At 49.2% G+C, this 15177-nt stretch carries 13 protein-coding genes; 5 read left to right on the forward strand and 8 right to left on the reverse strand.

Annotation, left to right across the window (positions count from 1 at the left end):
- Positions 1–19 precede the first annotated feature (19 nt).
- A complete protein-coding gene (locus tag NST23_RS04880; RefSeq protein WP_217022460.1) occupies positions 20–1528 on the reverse strand; it encodes an ABC transporter permease in 1509 nt (502 codons plus the stop codon).
- Positions 1529–1543: 15 nt separating this feature from the next.
- Complete coding sequence (locus tag NST23_RS04885; RefSeq protein ID WP_340965161.1) at positions 1544–2920, reverse strand: ABC transporter permease; 1377 nt, start codon at positions 2918–2920, stop codon at positions 1544–1546.
- A gap of 179 nt (positions 2921–3099) precedes the next feature.
- Between NST23_RS04885 and NST23_RS04890 the strand changes: the two genes are divergently transcribed.
- Together NST23_RS04890 and NST23_RS04895 are read left to right on the forward strand one after the other, a co-directional pair.
- Positions 3100–4839: an ABC transporter ATP-binding protein gene (locus tag NST23_RS04890; protein ID WP_340963245.1), complete on the forward strand. Its 1740-nt coding sequence runs from the start codon at positions 3100–3102 to the stop codon at positions 4837–4839.
- Between the two features lie 232 nt (positions 4840–5071).
- Positions 5072–5206, forward strand: a complete 135-nt coding sequence (locus NST23_RS04895) for a hypothetical protein (protein WP_423751973.1) — start codon at positions 5072–5074, stop codon at positions 5204–5206.
- Positions 5207–5335: 129 nt separating this feature from the next.
- Here the strand turns inward: NST23_RS04895 and NST23_RS04900 are convergent, their stop codons facing one another.
- Positions 5336–5881 carry a TetR/AcrR family transcriptional regulator gene (locus NST23_RS04900; RefSeq protein ID WP_280649074.1) on the reverse strand — a complete coding sequence of 182 codons (546 nt, stop codon included), beginning with the start codon at positions 5879–5881 and terminating at the stop codon, positions 5336–5338.
- Positions 5882–6134: 253 nt separating this feature from the next.
- On the opposite strand from NST23_RS04900, the gene NST23_RS04905 reads away from it, so the two are divergent.
- Both NST23_RS04905 and NST23_RS04910 read left to right on the forward strand, forming a co-directional pair.
- Positions 6135–7034 carry an alpha/beta hydrolase gene (locus NST23_RS04905; RefSeq protein ID WP_173597092.1) on the forward strand — a complete coding sequence of 300 codons (900 nt, stop codon included), beginning with the start codon at positions 6135–6137 and terminating at the stop codon, positions 7032–7034.
- A gap of 190 nt (positions 7035–7224) precedes the next feature.
- Positions 7225–9174: an AraC family transcriptional regulator gene (locus tag NST23_RS04910; protein ID WP_122966187.1), complete on the forward strand. Its 1950-nt coding sequence runs from the start codon at positions 7225–7227 to the stop codon at positions 9172–9174.
- Positions 9175–9341: 167 nt separating this feature from the next.
- Here the strand turns inward: NST23_RS04910 and NST23_RS04915 are convergent, their stop codons facing one another.
- Genes NST23_RS04915 through NST23_RS04925 form a run of 3 tightly spaced genes read right to left on the reverse strand, consistent with a single transcriptional unit; the run spans position 9342 to position 12818 of the window.
- Positions 9342–9764 (reverse strand): hypothetical protein, encoded by a 423-nt coding sequence (locus NST23_RS04915; RefSeq protein WP_173597090.1) that lies wholly within the window; start codon positions 9762–9764, stop codon positions 9342–9344.
- A 22-nt stretch (positions 9765–9786) separates the two neighbouring features.
- Positions 9787–12114 (reverse strand): ABC transporter permease, encoded by a 2328-nt coding sequence (locus tag NST23_RS04920; RefSeq protein ID WP_370641097.1) that lies wholly within the window; start codon positions 12112–12114, stop codon positions 9787–9789.
- A complete protein-coding gene (locus NST23_RS04925; protein ID WP_122966186.1) occupies positions 12114–12818 on the reverse strand; it encodes an ABC transporter ATP-binding protein in 705 nt (234 codons plus the stop codon). The genes NST23_RS04920 and NST23_RS04925 overlap by 1 nt, the downstream gene beginning before the upstream one ends.
- Before the next feature lie 266 nt (positions 12819–13084).
- On the opposite strand from NST23_RS04925, the gene NST23_RS04930 reads away from it, so the two are divergent.
- Entirely contained in the window at positions 13085–13657 is a 573-nt protein-coding gene (locus tag NST23_RS04930) for an MOSC domain-containing protein (protein ID WP_122966185.1), read from the forward strand.
- 173 nt (positions 13658–13830) lie between these two features.
- On the opposite strand, the gene NST23_RS04935 is transcribed toward NST23_RS04930, so the two are convergent.
- Both NST23_RS04935 and NST23_RS04940 read right to left on the reverse strand, forming a co-directional pair.
- On the reverse strand, positions 13831–14196 hold the full coding sequence (locus NST23_RS04935) for a DUF6713 family protein (RefSeq protein ID WP_340963248.1): 366 nt from the start codon (positions 14194–14196) through the stop codon (positions 13831–13833).
- Positions 14197–14448: 252 nt separating this feature from the next.
- A complete protein-coding gene (locus NST23_RS04940) occupies positions 14449–15156 on the reverse strand; it encodes a DNA alkylation repair protein (RefSeq protein WP_340963251.1) in 708 nt (235 codons plus the stop codon).
- Positions 15157–15177: the final 21 nt, after the last annotated feature.

Here is a 15177-nt window from a genome sequence, read left to right on the forward strand (position 1 = left end):
AACGGAAGCGGTGCTGCAGCTAGTCGGTCTTGGGGTCGAGCGCATCCCGGAATCCGTCTCCGAGAAAGTTGAAGGACAAAACCAAGAGCATAATGGCAAGCCCCGGATAAATCGCCAGGTAGGGATGAGACTCCAGATAGGCACTGCCCAGCTTCAAAATGTTCCCCCACTCCGGAATGTGCGGCTCCACGCCAAGCCCCAAAAAGCTCAGGCTGCTGGTGGAAATGACGGCGCTGCCGATCGTCAGCGTCGATTTGACGATCATCGGCGCAAGCGAATTGGGAACGATGTGCTTGAAAATGATGGACATGTTCGACGCGCCGAATGCCCGCGCAGCTTCCACGAACTCAAAGGTAGAGACTTGGAGGACGTTGGCGCGCATGGTGCGGGCGTAGACCGGAATCGTCCCTGCGCTCAGCGCCAAAATCAGGTTGACCGTATTCGCGCCGAACGCAGCGATAATCGCAATCGCCAAAAGAATCACGGGAATGGCGTACAAAATATCCAGAAACCGCATGATGACGTTGTCCGTGCGTCGGCCGTAATAGCCGGAAATCGCGCCGAGAATGCCGCCGATTACCAGCGGAATGACGGTCGAAGCGACCCCGACAATCAACGAAATCCGGGCGCCGAAGACAATTCTGGAAAACAGGCAGCGGCCGAAGTTGTCTGTTCCGAGCGGATAGGCCAGGCTGGGGGATTGCAGGATCGCCCCGTAATTGTTCTGCACGGCTACGTTGTAGCTGAACGTAAAGGAACTGCAAATGGACAAGGAAAACAAAAAGATGACGAAAAACAGGCCGAGCATCGATGTTGTATGACGGGTGAGCCGTTCCCAGACGTCCTCCCACTTCGCTACGGCGAGGCTGTTGCTCTGGCGAATTTTTGCGAGCAGATTCAGTCCCAACAGCAGCGCAAACAGATTGCCCGTGACGGCGGTCAAAATAAGCGGGTAAGCGAGAAACTTCATCCAGGAAGGAACGTGATGTTCACTTCCGTATTTCGCAACGAGCCAGAAAACGACCAAATCAAACAGGAAGATCGCGAGCAGAAGGAACATGGCAGCCAAAAACGTATTGGCGACATACGGCTTGAACAAATTCAACGCAGAGACGGCAATCACGGCCAACTGCGTAAGCACCATGTACACCGCAAAAGTGTAGTCGGATTTCTTGTGTTTTTTAATGAGAGTGAATGCAGATGTAACTACAAACAAATTTCCGGTCAAAATGCTGAGCAACTGCACATATCCGCAAGCTCTCGTGGAGTTTTTGATCTGTCCGTCGACCAAGATGTCTCTTTTGATCATGGCGGTAAGGATGATTTGGAAGACGGTAAAAAGGGCGTAAGCCGAAAAAGCCGTGAACACGTAGGGCTGGACGGCCCCGTTGGCAAAATCGTAGCTGTTCACTAACAGGATGACAGACAAGCTCAGGGAGAGAATCCAGGCAAAGCCGGCCTGGTTGTACTCCAGGGAGTCTTTTAGCTTGTACTGGTTTTTTTGTTTACGATCATACGTCGTTGTCATGTAATAACACCCGCTTTAGTCTTGTTTCATCCTCGACCGGATTCTGGGATCGAAAAAGGCGTATAAAATGTCCACGACAACGTTGGCTAGCGAAATGACGATCGCTGTATACACCACACCGCCGATGATGCCGGGAATATCGGGGATGAACTGGACGTCCACGATATAGCTGCCGATCCCGTTAATGTTGAACACTTTTTCCGTTACAGAGGAGCCGCCCATCATCGCGCCAAACTGCAAGCCGATGACCGTGATGATCGGAATGAGGGCATTTCGCACCGCATGCCCGAGCAGTAGTTGTCTCTGGCTCAAGCCTTTTGCCCGGGCGGTCAGCATGTAGTCCTCATGTATCACTTCCAGGGTGGAAGAGCGCGTCATTCTGGCAACGGATGCCGTCAAGCTCGTTCCCAGTACAACGACTGGCATGAGGATCGAGAGCCAGTTCTGGGGACTATAGCTTGCCGGCAGCCAATGGAGCTTGATCGAGAACGTCAAAATGAACACAAGCCCTTGCCAGAAGCTCGGAATTGACAAGCCGATCAAGGCGATAAACATGAAGGCATAATCGAAAAAAGAATTGCGTTTGACAGCGGAAATGATTCCGAGCGGCAAGGCGATTGCTACTGCCAGCAGCAACGAGGTGACTGTCAGCGTAAGCGTGATCGGGAGTTTTCTGCCGATGGTTTCCGTAATCTCCTCATTGCCTACGAATGAGTTGCCCAGATCGAAAGTGAAAATTCCTTGGATGTTGTTCCACAGCTGAACGAGATAAGGCTGATCAAGCCCATACCTGTGATTGAACGCCGCAATCTGCTCGGCTGTAGCCGTCTCGCCCAAAATACTGGCGGCCGGGTTGAGCGGCGAGAGATACAAAATCGTAAATACGGTAACAGCTACGCCCAAAATGACGAACACGCTCATGACGAGCCGCTCAAATATGTATTTGAGATACGGATTGCTATAGAGCAACAGCAGCACATACATGAGTATTCCGGGAAGCAGTGATACAGCCAAAAACAGCGGGCTTTCCAGGAGGGACTGGAACGTGCCGGCAAAGCTCGGTCTTTTTTGATCGGCTTGCTGAAGCAGTTGCTCTGTTCGCTCCTTGAGTGCTGCTTGAAATTCCGCTTCCACTGCCTTTTCGACTTGGCTGTCCAGTTTTTGCGGACTGACTTGCTGCCCGAAAAAAACGTGCTTTCGCAGCAGTTGTTCCTTGATCTCCGCTCTCAGCTCGTCCTTGTAATGGGCAGCCGTCAGCTCGCGTTTTGCTTTTTCCAGTTCGGACGAGTACAAACCCGTTTTTCTTCTGTATAAATAGACAAGCCATACAGCAAGCGTAACGGGAGCGCCTAGTAGCAAAAGCAGCAGGCGATAGGGCGGGTAGCGAAACATTTTGTTGCAGGTTGTGCTGAAGATGGGTGCTATAGCTGGCGCTGGCGTGTCACCATTTCGCGTTACTTCTGTCCTCACACTCTGATATTCCTCCGTTCGTTTTAAATTGAATAATTCCGATAAGTTTAGTATATTTTATGGTAGCGAGAATTTATAGTCAATAGCAGGTGAGAGAAAATATGGAATCTATTTTACAAGTAAACAATTTATCCGTATCGTTCCAATCCCGCGGTGAAGAGATTCGGGCAGTGCGCGGCGTAAGCTTTGAGGTGAGGAAAGGAGAAACGTTGGGAATCGTAGGGGAATCAGGCAGCGGCAAGAGTGTGACGGCCCGCTCCATCATGCGTCTGCTGCCTTCGCCGCCTTCTTTTATGAAGGAAGGAGAGATCGTTTTTTTGGGCGAAAACCTTGCGCACAAGACAGAACAGGAGATGGAAAGCATTCGCGGCAAGGAGATCGGCATGATTTTTCAGGACCCGATGACTTCTCTTAATCCTACTATTAAAGTCGGTATTCAAATAGCGGAGGGCATCATCAAGCATCAGAAGCTGCCGAAAAAAGAGGCGGAAAAGCAAGCCGTGGAAATGCTGAAGCTGGTCGGCATCCGCAACAGTGAAGCCCGCTATCATCAATACCCGCACGAGTTTTCCGGCGGCATGCGCCAGCGAGTGATGATTGCGATTGCTCTGGCTTGCCATCCCACTTTGCTGATCGCGGATGAGCCTACGACAGCGCTTGATGTCACGATCCAGGCGCAAATCTTGACCCTGATGAAAAACATGCAGAGCAAGCTCGGCACTTCCATTATCATCATCACGCATGACCTTGGCGTCGTAGCGGGCATGTGCGACCGTGTTGTCGTCATGAAGGACGGAGAAATTGTCGAGACGGGAACGACGGAAGAGATTTTTGCCAATCCGAAGCATCCGTACACGTTGAAGTTGTTAAACGCGCTTCCGCGTCTGGACGAGAAGAAGAAAGCGAAGCCTGCCCCGCTCATTTTGACCAGACCGGACAACGATCGGCCGTTTATCGAAGTCCGGTCGCTCAAAAAGCATTTTGACATGGGGAAAGGAAATATCCTGAAAGCGGTTGACGGGGTCAGCTTTCAGATTAACAAAGGGGAGACATTGGGCGTCGTAGGCGAATCCGGCTGCGGCAAATCAACGACAGGCCGTACGATTTTGCGTTTGCACGAGCCGAGCGGCGGCGATGTGTTGTACGAGGGAATGTCGGTGAACCGCTTGTCAGCCAAAGAGATGAAAAGCATGCGCCGCTACATGCAAATGATTTTTCAAGATCCGTATGCTTCGCTGAATCCCCGGTTGAAGATTTTGGACATCATCGGTGAAGCGCTCGACGTTCAAAAGCTGGCAGGCAGCCAGCAGGAACGGAAAAAGCGGGTGGAGGAACTGCTTGATATGGTGGGGCTTGAACCTGCTTTTGCCCAGCGGTATCCGCACGAGTTCTCGGGCGGGCAACGCCAGCGAATCGGCATCGCCCGTGCGCTCGCTGTCGATCCGCAATTTATCGTTTGCGACGAGCCTCTGTCTGCTCTCGACGTCTCGATTCAGGCACAAGTCGTCAAGCTGCTGGAGGAACTGCAGCACCGTCTCGGCCTGACGTATTTGTTCATCGCCCATGATCTCTCGATGGTCAAGCATATCAGCGACCGCGTAGCCGTCATGTATGCGGGGAAAATTATCGAGCTGGCGGAAAGCGAAGAGTTGTATTCGAATCCGCAGCATGAATATACGAAGACTTTGTTGGCGGCGATTCCGATTCCCGATCCGCAGGTTGAGGCGAAGAAGAAGAGAGTGTTGGTGGAAGAGCAGGCGGGAGTGGACAAGTACAACCTGGAGCATTCCGAGCTTGTCGAAGTATCGAAAGGGCATTGGGTTGCGGTTCCAACCAGGTAGGGCGGGAGTGCTGCTCTCTTTTGGCAATGGGGGAATGCGGGCAGATGGTTCCCCTCCAGCATACATGGATGGATTGATTTCGCGGTGCCTCGTGTCTTTGCACAGCAGATTTCAGATGGCTTCGCTCCATGTTAAAATATACCTGTATTTCCATATCGCTTTTCGTTCTAGCCTTTCATTTCGTGACTAGCCACTCATGGATGAGGAGCGAAACAAGGGAGGTTGGATTACGGTGGAGTTTCTGTCATTGACGAAACATAACATAGAGTCTGAACACGTCTGCTGTGCATTTGGTGCCAAACAATACGAGAAGGCAGTTGCGGAAAAAAAGGACTGGCTGGATGAGCTTCACGTCAGCCGCAATTGAGTTTGGCAGAGAAAAAGGGAAAGGCAGGAGGGGGCTTCTGCTTTTCCCTTTTTCTTATAGCTGCAAAGGGCAAGAGTGGATACGGACGACCTGCGCAGGAGCCAGCAGCAACATTTTCAAGTCGCTTCCTCACAAATTCCGCTCCAACAATCTCCCCATTTGTTCAGCCAAAACCTTTTGCGAGACAGGACGATTATTTGCAAACCACCATTCCACCAGCCCGACCAGGGCGGAGGCTACAAACTGAATGATCACTCCTTGATCAAACCCCTGATTTTTCCCCTCAGTTACATTCACTTCTTTTTTTACTTCATCAATGAGATAGTCCAGAAATCGCGTGCGGAAATAAGGTGCTCCTTTACTGGTGAGCATCAGCGAAAAGAAAGCGTAATGTTCTTCAAAGTATCTGCTCCAGATTTCGGTGGCTTCGATAAACTCCAGTTCGGAAGAAGATTCACACAGTATCCGGAGCTGTTCGATGTGGGCCTCGATCAGCTTGTCCAGCAAGTCGTACTTGTCCATGTAGTGCAGGTAGATCGTGCCCCGGCTTACGTTGGCTTTGTCGGAAATGTCCTGAATGGTAATGGCATCGAAACTTTTTTCCGCCATCAGCTCAATGACCGCTTTTTTTACGGCTTCTTGTGTTTTGAGGATGCGTCTATCCACCTTCGCCATGAGTTGTCACCCATCTTTCTATCGATCATGTACAAATGATATCGATTTGTTCAGTACTAAACAAACGGCAGGAATCTAACAATTGTAGATTTGCTAGACATATTTATAATAATAGACATATGTTTAATAATATATCAACGTTTATTATCTTTTGCCGCACGAAAGTTACTGACGGAAGGAAGGGCGCTGGAAGAGCTTGACTGTATTCAAATAAAAACCTTCTATAATAGACGAACGATAAGGAGACTTCGACATGAAAACATCGATCACTTTTAAAAATGGTCTTTTGCATATGGCAGGCGATCTGTACTTGCCAACCGATTTTGACGAAGCGAAAAAGTATGCTGCGGTCGTGACTGTGCATCCAGGCGGAGGCGTCAAGGAACAAACGGCTGGCCTGTATGCACAAAAGCTTGCCGAGCAAGGATATGTTGCACTGGCATTTGATGCGTCTTATCAAGGGGAAAGCGGTGGCGAGCCGCGCCTGTTGGAAGATCCTTTTGCCAGAGTGGAGGATGTTCGCAGCGCGGTAGATTATTTGACCACGCTCCCGTTTGTCGATGCGGAAAAAATCGGGGCGCTTGGCATCTGCGCAGGCGGCGGTTATGCCGTAGCGGCGGCGCAAACAGAACGCCGGATCAAAGCGGTGACGACGGTCAGTGCGGTCGATATCGGTGCGATGTTCCGCGGGGAAGACAGTGCCGCGGTATTGCAAACACTCGAAGCAGTAGGAAAACAGCGCACGGCAGAAGCAACAGGCACCGAAGCGATGTTTTTGCACTGGGCGCCGAACTCGCTTGAAGAAAGAGCGCAAGCAACTTCCGTGCTCATGCAGGAAGCTTACGACTACTACCGGACTCCTCGTGCGCAACACCCAAATTCTACAAACCGCTTCCTGTTCAGCAGTCTCGACAAGCTCATGGCGTTCTCGGCAACGACCAATATCGGCACCTTTTTGACGCAGCCGCTCCTGTTGATTGCAGGAAGCGAAGCAGATACGCGCAGCTACAGCGAGCAATTTTTCGCTTTGTCGAATGGGCCGAAAGAACTCTTTTGGGTAGACGGCGCAACACATATCGCGATGTACGACATTCCTGAGTATGTGGCGCAAGCGGTAACGAAATTGACGGCGTTCTTTGGTGAAAATCTGTAAGGCTATAAGTATGCATGCAGAAAAAGGCTAAGCCCCCGCTTCCAACGGTGCTTGGCCTGTTCTTTGTGTTGGGCGATGCGAGCAGCCAATCAGCCGCTGTTACAATCAATTGGACAGCGCTGGCTAAGGTCTAGTAGACTAAGAAGCAAAACAGACAGAAACACGAGTGGACTTGAGGGGAGGGGCCTTGGTGGATATAGACGAGCATTTGCGGCTATGGGATCACGCTACTGTCAAAATACTGGATGTCCGGCAGGTGATGCTGGACCCGCACGAGAAGCGATCTGCCTACAGGCTGCCCGCCAGCTTTTTTCTCCTGGTCACTCGTGGACGCGCCTATGCAGCCGTGGACGGGGTTTTGCAAATGTTTGCACCGTTCAAGGTTGTGCACGGTGGCAAAGGGACACAACTGGAGATCGTCCAGACGCTTGAGGCACTGGAATACTATCTGATTTGCTACAAGGCGACAATGCCGCTCTCCTGCAAAAGCGAGCTGCTTCAGGCATTGGAACAACATCGGCCTTTTCATGCCCCATTTGCCATGGAGCCGCGTTCCCCTCTCGCGTTGCTTGATATCGTTCAAAATATGCAGGGACTTGTCGGGCAAGAGGGCCAATGGGAAAAATTGCGGATCAAGTCGTTGTTCTATCAATTTCTGTTGGAAGTATACGGACAACTGCGGGACGATCACAACCGAGTCACGACAACCGATCCCGTCACACAAGCCATGACGTATATGAAAACGCATTTTGCCCAACCGATCACAGTCGAGTTTCTGGCAGACATGTTCGGTTTGAGTCCTGGATACATGGCAAGACGCTTCAAAAGTCGCACAGGAACAAGCGTCATCGAATACGTGATTCAGATTCGCATTCAGCAAGCGAAAACATGGCTTTCGCAAACAGACGCTTCCTTGCAAGAAATTTCCTCGCGGATCGGGTACGAGGATGTGTATTATTTCAGCCGTTTGTTCAAAAAACGCACAGGACTGTCGCCAATCGAATTTAAAATGTCCCAACGTCAGCATAATCCATCTGCAAGGTCAGAATCGTCTATTGTCCCACTTTCGGCTCACTGGTATATTGATGATGTTAATAACGAGAATCATTATCATTATCTTGTGAAAAGAAAGGACCCTTCCTCCATGTACAAAATGACGAGATCTTCCTTGCCTTTAACCGGACTGTTGAGCCTGCTGCTGTTCCTGTCCGCGTGCTCGGGCGGGGCAAGCCTGAATGCCCAGCCTGTCAGCAGTCAAAACGCGAGCAGTGCAGAGGCGCAGACAAAATCGGCAGAGCAGGCGGTGGCGCAAACGAAAACGGTCAGCACGATTTTCGGAGACGTAGTGATTCCCGCCAAGGCGAACCGAATTGTCACGAACAATTTGTTGTCGTCGATTTTAGCTGTGGGAGTAACACCAGTCGGCGCACTAAAGCCTTACATTGACAACCCGTTCATCTCCCAGGATGTGGCTGGTGTCGAAAGCATCGGTGAGGAATGGACGGTATCGCTGGAAAAAGTCGTTGCTTTGTCTCCCGACCTGATTATTATTGATACGAACGACAAGAGCGAATACGAGAAGTACGCGAAAATTGCCCCTACCGTTGCCGTTCCGTTCGGGACGTTCAAAAACGATCATGAGGAAGTCCGCTATTACGGCAAGCTGTTGGGGCGTGAAGCCGAGGCGGAAGCGTGGCTGGCCGAATACGACCGCCGGGCAGAAGCAGCGAAAAAGAAAGTCGAGGGGCTGTTCCCCGCCGGAGAGACTTTTGCGCTCATGCGCTGGGAATCCGACTTCCGCATTCTCGGCAACAGATGGGGCAGGGGTGGACAGGCGATCTACGATATTTTGCAGTTGAACCCGCCACCGATCGTGAAGCAGGAGCTGTGGGGCGACACCCAGCAACTGTCCATCTCCGAGGAAGTGCTGGACAAATACGCTGGCGACCACATTTTTATCGTCAGTGGCAAAGACAACCGCCAGTTTGAATCGAACCCGATGTGGAAGCAGTTGAAAGCGGTCAAAGAAGGCAAGGTCTACTGGTTCGAATCGGAGCGCTACTCCTATTGGGACCCGATCACGACGATTGCCCAAGCCGAAGAAATCGCGGATATGCTGGTGGCGAAGTATCGGAAGTGATGGGGGATCGAGAAGCCCAAGCAGGGGATCATGCTTGGGCTTTTTTCTGTGAGAAATATCTGGTATTTTTCATGAAATTGGATGTGACGGCTTGCGGTCAACCAAAAACGGTTATGACTGTTTGGGAATAGCTTGGTTAAACTCGGACGCTCCCGGCAAAGTATCTTCTAGGACTGTTGCAGGCCAGCCAGCGAAAGATCGCCGTACATATCTACTGTCCAAATATCATTGTGATCCGCCCGCTGTTTTAAGCTGACGCTATATAACCAGCCGTCTTTCGTGATGACTAAAATATGACGCTGATTTTCGCTTTTGCTTATAGTTTGAAATGACTCCATTTCTTTTTGAAAATACTCAGAGATAAAAGTGCGCAATACTTTTTTGTAGTCTTTGCGATCGGGATCGTTTTCAAGGCTTTTCAGCTTGGTTGTGTCAAATTCTTCGACAGAATTAAAGTCATGAATCAACTGGAACCGCTCGACCAGCTGGTCCCGATCTACAATATGAACAGGCGAGGTGGGATTCGTATTTTCTTTTGGTTCGCATCCAATCAAGAGTAACAAAATCAGACAATAACTTGCTAATTTCATCTCAACGACCCCCTTTTCTTTTTTACTCCACACTCTTCAACGACCCGATCATATCAATCCTGCCAACCTTCCGTTTCAGCAGCAAGTTAGACAAAAGCGTGAGCAAAAACGCAAGCGCAACAGAAGCGACTAGCACAAATACATTCAATTGATCAGGAATCTGTTGATGGCTGCTGGACAGTGCCTTCACGATCATCCGATAAACATAGCCGCTGAGCGGCAGAGCGACAATGACCGCAAAGGCGGTCAGGATCATGTTTTCCCAAAAGATCAGCCGGTTGATTTTATGTTTCGGATAGCCCAATACTTTCAAGGTCGCAAGCTCGCGGTTCCGTTCGTAAATGTTGATGGAGGATATGGTGTAAATGGCGCCAAAAGACAGGATGATCGCGCAAACGATAAACAGGATAAAGACAAAACTGTTTTGTTGCAAAATATATTGTGCCGATTTCTTCAGATCGTTTTTATCCGCAATCGCATCTACCCGATGATCCTGTTCAAAAAAGGTGCGAACCGTTGCCAGGTTTGTCGGGCTGGCTCCTTCCACCAAAAGCGTGCTCGGATTGTAATCTATGCCAAAGCTCTGCAAATAGGCTGGCGTGCTGTAAAACGCCGGATTCGAATACTGTGTTGATACATGTAAAACCTTCATATCTACCCACATTTTTTTCAACTCGGGTGCGGTGAATTGCACTTGGATGGTATCGCCTTCGGAAATACGGTATTTGTCCGCGTACGATTTGGGTACGAGAACGCCGTGATCTTCCAGAGAAATTTTATTCCCTTTTTCGTCGAAGAAATGAAGCAGGCTGTTACTCTTTTCCGTAACAACGAAAGTGGCATTTTCTGTTTCAGTGCCTTTTCTAAACGCAACAGGAAAAGTTGCCAAAAAATAGCCGTTTTTGCTGCCAGGAGGCAACTTTAGCTGATCAAGGGATGTGCCTTTTGCAAAATCTACGCGCAAGTCGTACGTGTAAACCTCTTCGATTTGGCTCGCTACTTGCAGCAAAGCTGTCTGCGTGCCGAAAGCAGCGATCAGTAACACCGTGCTGATCACAACGCCAATCGAGCTTGCCAAAGCCTTTTGCTTGTTTAAAAATATATTTCGCAAAATGAGCTTGTAGCTGTAGGACAGCCGATTCCAAACACCCGGGAATCTTTCTATCCACAGTTGTTGCATCGTTTTGGGCGGTTTGGGACGCATGGCTTCGGCTACACGTTCTTTTAAAATGCTTCTGCCACTCAAATAACAGGACAACATGCCAAAAACACTGGAAAAGAGGAGGGGCGGGAGGACAGAAAAAACAGACATGGAGTAGGTGATACCAGGCAGAGAGTAGGCTCGCGCGCTCGAAGCAGTTACTAAGGGAACGAAAACAATAGCGGCAACGACGCAACCGATGATGGAACCTGCGATAGCGACCAGGACGGGATACCCCATGTAATGAAGCATGATCGTTCTTGTCGGGACACCCAAGGCTTTCATAATGCCAACTTGATTTCTTTGCGAATCAACCAGTCTCGACATGGTCAGAAAAAGAATAATAGCTTCAATCAAAAACAGTACAAAAGGGATAACTTTGCTCATCAAGTTGTTGTTGTGAATCGTCTGATTAATTTTTGAGTAGCTGAAAGTCCGCTCTTTACTGATTTGATCCACATAAGCAAGGGGATTGGACTGCGCTTCAATAGACTTGCCCAAGCTGTCGATATCGTAGCCATCCTGCGCATCGATTATCACCTCATTGTAAGAAAAGCCGCCTGCGATTTCGGGTATCGTCGCTTCGGCAATATAGCCGATTCCGTACGCTTGGTGATCTTGAATGTCGTTCTTTTTCGCATGCTCGACGTTCTCGCCCAAGCCGCTGATGGTAAAGCTCACACTTTTTTCGTTCGCACGTAGATGGATTTGCTCACCGATCTGCAGCTGATTTTCTTTGGCGTAATGGGAGTCTAGCATGATTTCATTCTTTTTGTCCGGGATATGCCCTGCAATCAAAGTGGGCGTGTTTATTTCATTTCGCACAGGGATGGAGTGAATTTTTAGCGAGGTGTTATGACCTGCAATCACTTGTGTGGCGTCAAAGGTGTAGCGTCCTTCGATTTTCTTGATTCCGGCAATGCTGCTTAAATCGGCCAACTCGTCTTTGGAGATTTGTTTGTACGACACATATAAATCGCTTACATGATGTTCTTTGAAATAGCTGTTCACAAAAGCGCTCAGATTATCGCTGTACGTGGTCAGCCCCGCATAGAAAAAAGCTCCAACCGCTACGACCAAGATCAAGGCGATAAATTGACCGATGGATTGCCTGATATCCCTTGTTAGCTTCCAAAATAATTTCATCATCACCACTCGATCCCTTCAACGCTTTGTTTGCGATGATTAACGGTCACGCTCTCGATCATTCCGCTTTTTACCTTGATGATTTTATCGGCCATCGGCGCGATTGCAGAATTATGCGTGACCAGCACGACGCACTTTTTGGTTTCCTGGTTCAAATTTTGCAGGAGTTTCAGGACGGATTTGCCCGTCTCATAGTCCAAAGCCCCAGTCGGTTCATCGCAGAGCAGCAGCAGCGGGTTTTTCGCAACAGCCCTGGCAATGGCAACTCTTTGCTGTTCGCCGCCAGAGAGCTGCGAAGGGAAGTTTTTGAGCCGATGGCCTAATCCGACCAGCTGCAAAATGTCTTTGGCCTTCAGATGGTTTTTGCATACTTCCGTGGCAAATTCAACGTTTTCCAACGCAGTTAAGTTGGGGATCAGGTTGTAAAATTGAAACACAAAGCCAACTTTTTCAGCCCGGTACTGCGTTAGTTTTGTCTCGTCGAATCTCGTAATTTCTTGGTTGCCGACAAACACCTGGCCAGAAGTAGCGGTATCCATGCCGCCAAGTATGTTCAAAATCGTGCTTTTTCCTGCGCCGCTTGCCCCCAGAACCACGACAAATTCGCCTTCCGCGATGGAAAAATCAACCCCGTTTAGCGCCTTGATCGGGACTTCGCCGATTTTGTATTCTTTTGTGACGGCTTTGAATTGGATTAGCTGTTTCATTGAGTGCCCTCCATGAATAATGCATATGAATCCATAATATACCAATTGGTTGGAGGGACATCCTGCACCCGATGTAATTTTGTATCAGTCTTAGGGAGGAGTATCGTTTCACGATTATGCTTTTTCTTCCTAAAAAAGGAGCCATTCATGATACACTGTGAGGAATGGGGCGAAGCAGGGGTTAGCAAGAAGACTGTGGGTGAAATATTCAAACATTTGCGGCAAGCATTCGGAGCATAATCGCCGATCACTGAGAGGAGAATTGTATGAAAACATACGCAGCATCAGTTGAAGCTATACTTATCGCTGACAATCCCGAGACTTTCGTCACACGCCGTATCCCCGAGACAAAACTGGAGTTCGGAGGCATACCGGGTGACCGACATTTTGGCGTGACTTTCGGAGCAGACTCCCGTCAGACGATGTATCCGCGCGGAACCGAAATCTTGAACCGTCGCCAAATCACGGTGGTGTCCCAAGAGGATTGCGCCATCATTGCCGAAAACTTGAAAGTTCCGTTTGTTTTGCCCGAGTGGCTGGGGGCTAATCTTTTGATAAGCGGATTTCCTGATTTGACAAGCCTGACGATGGGCTCGCGAATCCTGCTGCCGAGTGGAGCGGGTCTTATTTGTATGGGAGAAAATCTTCCTTGTGTCCATCCGGGAGAAGAAATTCAAAAAAATTACGATGCAGAGGCACACCCAAAATTGGCCGGACGCTTTGTAAAAGCGGCATTCAAGCGCAGAGGGATTGTTTGTGCCGTCGAATGTCCCGGCACGATCAAGCTGGGGGACCAGGCTCAGATTCTCGTGAATAACCTTGCCAATCCGATGCAATAAATCATGTTGCTGCGCTGGCGAATGTTCATGAAGTAACGAAAAAGGTGGTTAAACCCGAGAAGCTTCAAGAGGTTTAGCCACCTTTCTGTTTTGTATTTTTCACCGCAAACTGACAGACTCTGCAGGTGTTGAGGGCGTATGCGCGACTTGACGTGACGGATGGCGCGGTAAGGTCAAAACAGCATGAACCCGAGCAGATGCAAGACTCCCAATACGCCCATTGGATAAATGAGCAATCTTGAATACATGTTCGTAAAGTTATTGTTCGGATGCTTCTCAAAGAAATAGTGGATGATCGAGTGAAAAATGAGAAACACATCTATGATGATGAAGGAAACGATTTGTTGACTGATAAACGAATACAATAAGATGGCATACAGGGGAAGATGGAGGATGGTAAATACTTTGAAGGCGCGGCTATCGTCCATATCTTTCAGGATGGCGAACATTTTCCATTCTTTGGCTCTGATTGCATCCATTTCGTGCAAGAGCAGGAGAGAGAAATTGATGGAGAAGATTACGAGCAAGACCGATGACAAAATGGCCACCCTCTTTCATTGCTGATTACCTACATTAAATCATGTTGAAATCTTCCAAACAAATGAAAGAATGGTGAATGTTGTGTTGGAGGAAACTTGGGGTCAGCGCCAAGAACTTGATTCACAAGCAAAAGAAAAAGGCTAAACTCCCGTTGAATCAAGGAGGGTTAGCCTTTTAGCTTGTTTCAAAGTCAACCACGTCACCGACACCGACTCCACATGTATCGTATGACGAGTGCAGCACGCCAGAGTTTAACACCTTACATGCTTGCGCTTGAAACCAAGCTGTCCTTTATCTACTGCTTTTTGAATATTTTCGAAAGCGTGTATGAGCTTGCTTTTGTTTTTGTCCCGTTTGACTTCTACCGGGCCTACTGCCTTGGCAGTCTCGACCGCCTTGCCATGGAGCGGCACATAAGATACAGCCACCGTGTACATAAAGTTGTTCATCGCGTATTTTGCTCGTTCGGGAGCAGCGTGAATCGTGCGTTGCACCAGATCAAGCATACTGGAAATTTTGTCCGCGGAGAACTCATGATCCGGACGATTCCCCAACAGCCAGCAGTAGCAGCTCCAACCCGCCGATATTCGCAACTCTTCGTTGCTTGCGATCCATTTATCGGCAACCTTTTGGGCAATATCTGATTCCGCTAAAGTTACGGCAACCACATAATCGGACAGCATGTAAAAATAAGCCGCATCCATCCAACGTTCATAATCCGCTTCCGTCATCGCATGAGGGTCTGCAATGATGCCAGCAAAGTACATAGCGTCGTAGTTCCCTGTTGCGTAAAGCTCCTCGGCCAGAGGCTGATTGATCTTTGTTTTCTTGAAGATGGGCTTCATCGCGCCTGTCGCCACGCCAAAAAGCGGTTCATGCGCGCCGTTGGAAATGTACATCTTCTTGAGTCGTTCTTTACCGAGAGCCTCAAGCTCCTGCATCACCATATCGGCATTCATTGTCTGACGCTCCCTTTCTTT

Origin of the sequence: Brevibacillus sp. FSL K6-0770 (genome assembly GCF_038000275.1) — a bacterium.
In the GTDB taxonomy this organism is placed as follows: domain Bacteria; phylum Bacillota; class Bacilli; order Brevibacillales; family Brevibacillaceae; genus Brevibacillus; species Brevibacillus parabrevis.

Coding starts and splice junctions, on each gene's coding strand:
- NST23_RS04880 (WP_217022460.1), bottom strand. CDS start 1,528: ATGACAACGACGTATGATCGTAAACAAAAAAACCAGTACAAGCTAAAA.
- NST23_RS04885 (WP_340965161.1), bottom strand. CDS start 2,920: ATGTTTCGCTACCCGCCCTATCGCCTGCTGCTTTTGCTACTAGGCGCT.
- NST23_RS04890 (WP_340963245.1), top strand. CDS start 3,100: ATGGAATCTATTTTACAAGTAAACAATTTATCCGTATCGTTCCAATCC.
- NST23_RS04900 (WP_280649074.1), bottom strand. CDS start 5,881: ATGGCGAAGGTGGATAGACGCATCCTCAAAACACAAGAAGCCGTAAAA.
- NST23_RS04905 (WP_173597092.1), top strand. CDS start 6,135: ATGAAAACATCGATCACTTTTAAAAATGGTCTTTTGCATATGGCAGGC.
- NST23_RS04915 (WP_173597090.1), bottom strand. CDS start 9,764: ATGAAATTAGCAAGTTATTGTCTGATTTTGTTACTCTTGATTGGATGC.
- NST23_RS04920 (WP_370641097.1), bottom strand. CDS start 12,114: ATGATGAAATTATTTTGGAAGCTAACAAGGGATATCAGGCAATCCATC.
- NST23_RS04925 (WP_122966186.1), bottom strand. CDS start 12,818: ATGAAACAGCTAATCCAATTCAAAGCCGTCACAAAAGAATACAAAATC.
- NST23_RS04930 (WP_122966185.1), top strand. CDS start 13,085: ATGAAAACATACGCAGCATCAGTTGAAGCTATACTTATCGCTGACAAT.
- NST23_RS04940 (WP_340963251.1), bottom strand. CDS start 15,156: ATGAATGCCGATATGGTGATGCAGGAGCTTGAGGCTCTCGGTAAAGAA.